This window comes from Mesorhizobium sp. M7D.F.Ca.US.004.03.1.1 (genome assembly GCF_003998635.1).
Classification (GTDB): domain Bacteria; phylum Pseudomonadota; class Alphaproteobacteria; order Rhizobiales; family Rhizobiaceae; genus Mesorhizobium; species Mesorhizobium loti.
On record NZ_RZQG01000884.1, the window covers coordinates 1 to 2408 of the forward strand.

Below are 2408 nucleotides of genomic sequence, written 5' to 3' on the forward strand. Positions count from 1 at the left end.
CCTACGGCATGGGTGGCCGCAAGGCGTTTGGTGAGTTCCTGGTCGAGGACAGCTGGAAGCACGCCGCCAAGGAGGCGCTCCGGCAAGCTCTGGTCAATCTGGAGGCGATACCGGCGCCGGCTGGCACCTTCGACATCGTGCTATCGAGCGGCTGGCCGGGCGTCATGCTGCACGAGGCCGTCGGCCATGGGCTGGAAGGCGATTTCAACCGCAAGAAGACTTCGGCCTTCGCCGGCCTGCTGGGCCAGCAGGTCGCCGCCAAGGGGGTCACCGTCGTTGACGACGGCACCATGCCCGAGCGGCGCGGCTCGCTCACCGTCGACGACGAAGGCACGCCTTCGGCCCGCAATGTGCTGATCGAGGACGGCAAGCTGGTCGGCTACATGCAGGATCGGCAGAACGCCCGGCTGATGGGCATGAAGGCGACCGGCAACGGCAGGCGCGAAGGCTACGCGCATCAGCCGATGCCGCGCATGACCAACACCTACATGACATCAGGCGACATGGAGCCGGACGAGATCATCGCCTCGGTCAAGAACGGCATCTATGCCGTCTCCTTCGGCGGCGGCCAGGTCGACATCACTTCGGGCAAATTCGTCTTCGGCTGCACCGAGGCCTATATGATCGAGAACGGCAAGGTGACGCAGCCGATCAAGGGCGCGATGCTGATCGGCAACGGACCGGACGCCATGCACCGCGTTTCGATGATCGGCAACGACATGAAGCTCGACACCGGCATCGGCATGTGCGGCAAGGCCGGACAGGGCGTGCCGGTCGGCGTCGGCCAGCCGCATTTGCGCATGAACCAGATGACGGTGGGCGGCACGAGGGTTTGAGCGCGTCGTGGAGCGTATTTTGTCGGGATGGGCTCATGCTTGCGCTTTTAAGCCTGAATCCTTGTCGGTACCTTGAAGTGAACACAATCCACGTTAGGAAATTATTAAGTGTTTAAGTGCCTGGGCTGCCTTTTGCGCACGAACGCAGCACCAGCTTCCTCGTTGCGATCGTGGTTTTGGCAATGCGGCATTCCCCCGTCCTGACTTCGTCTTTGCTGCTTGGCTTTGTTTCGTTGATTGGTGCGACATCGCTGCAAGCTAGCCCGGCGGCGGCACAGTCGACATTGTTCAAGTCGCGATCGACGCAATCTTCCGTGGATGGGTTGCGCTCTGCCGCCGTTGGCGGAAGCACCAGCGTCCCCTACGGTTGGATCGATTTCTGCCATCGCCGGCCAAAAGAGTGCAAGGTGCCCGCTCTGCCGGCCGCGAATGTTAAGCTGACCGCGCAGAATCTGCGCATCCTCAAGCGGATAAATCAGAAGGCGAACAGCTCCATCAAGCCCGTCAGCAATTTCGATCACTGGGGCACGATGGCGGACCACTGGGATTACCCCGTGGACGGCATGGGCGACTGCAAGATCTACGCGCTCTACAAGCGCAAGCTTCTTTTGGAAGCGGGATTCCCCCGGCAGGCGCTGCTGATGACCGTGGTGCGCGACCTCGACAATGAAGGCCACACCATTCTGACGGTGAAAACCGACAAGGGCGATCTTGTCCTGGACAATCTGGTCAATGAGGTCAGGCCTTGGAACGCGACGGGCTATTACTTCCTGAAACGCCAGTCGCAGCAGAACCCAAACACGTGGGTGTCGATCAACCAACGGGGCGGCACGTCGAAACGACTGTCACCAAGCTCGTAGGAGTCGAAGCCTCCGGCTACCGTCGCCGCTTCGGCTTCTCCAGCAGCGCCACCGCCTCGACATGCGGCGACCACAGGAACTGGTCGATCGGCGTCACGCTTTTCAAGGTGTAACCGCCGTCGATGAGGATGCGCAGGTCGCGAGCCAGCGTCACCGGATTGCAGGACACCGCGGCAACATACGGCACATCCGAGCGGGCGATCTGCTTCGACTGGTCTTCGGCGCCCGCGCGCGGCGGATCGAACACCACGCCATCGAAGGCATTCAATTCCTTGAACGTCAGCGGCCGGCGGAACAGGTCGCGGCGTTCGCCCGTCACCCGCTTCAGGCCGGTGGCGAAGCGCGATCCCCGGTCGAGCGCCGAAAGGGCTGCCGCATCACCCTCCACCGCATGGACCTCCGATTTCATTGCCAGCCGCAACGCAAAGCTGCCGCAACCGGCGAAAAGATCCGCCACCTTCTTGGCACGCTTCAGATGTCCGCCGACAATATCGGCCATCGCCTGTTCTGCAGCCTCGGTTGCCTGCAAGAAGGCGCCCGGCGGAATGGCAACGGCCACGCCGCCGAACGTGACCACCGGCTTTTTGGGTTCGATGACGATCTCGTCGTCGATCGAAAGCCGGGCAAATCCCTGGGCCATGACGAAGTTGGAGGTGACCCGACGCTGGTTCTCACCCAACTTGCCTGACTCATAGACCGCGACATCGAGCCC

General features: G+C 62.1%; 2 protein-coding genes and 1 pseudogene. 2 read left to right on the forward strand and 1 reads right to left on the reverse strand.

All coding sequences use genetic code 11. The features are described from left to right. Positions 1 to 836 (forward strand): metallopeptidase TldD-related protein (locus tag EN935_RS31320; RefSeq protein WP_245489096.1); only part of this gene is annotated, 836 nt, incomplete at its 5' end. A 182-nt stretch (positions 837 to 1018) separates the two neighbouring features. Next, positions 1019 to 1696 carry a transglutaminase-like cysteine peptidase gene (locus EN935_RS31325; RefSeq protein WP_164757766.1) on the forward strand — a complete coding sequence of 226 codons (678 nt, stop codon included), beginning with the start codon at positions 1019 to 1021 and terminating at the stop codon, positions 1694 to 1696. A 16-nt stretch (positions 1697 to 1712) separates the two neighbouring features. Here the strand turns inward: EN935_RS31325 and EN935_RS31330 are convergent. Then, positions 1713 to 2408, reverse strand: a pseudogene (locus EN935_RS31330) (class I SAM-dependent RNA methyltransferase); the annotation flags it as partial.

Coding starts and splice junctions, on each gene's coding strand:
- EN935_RS31325 (WP_164757766.1), top strand. CDS start 1,019: ATGCGGCATTCCCCCGTCCTGACTTCGTCTTTGCTGCTTGGCTTTGTT.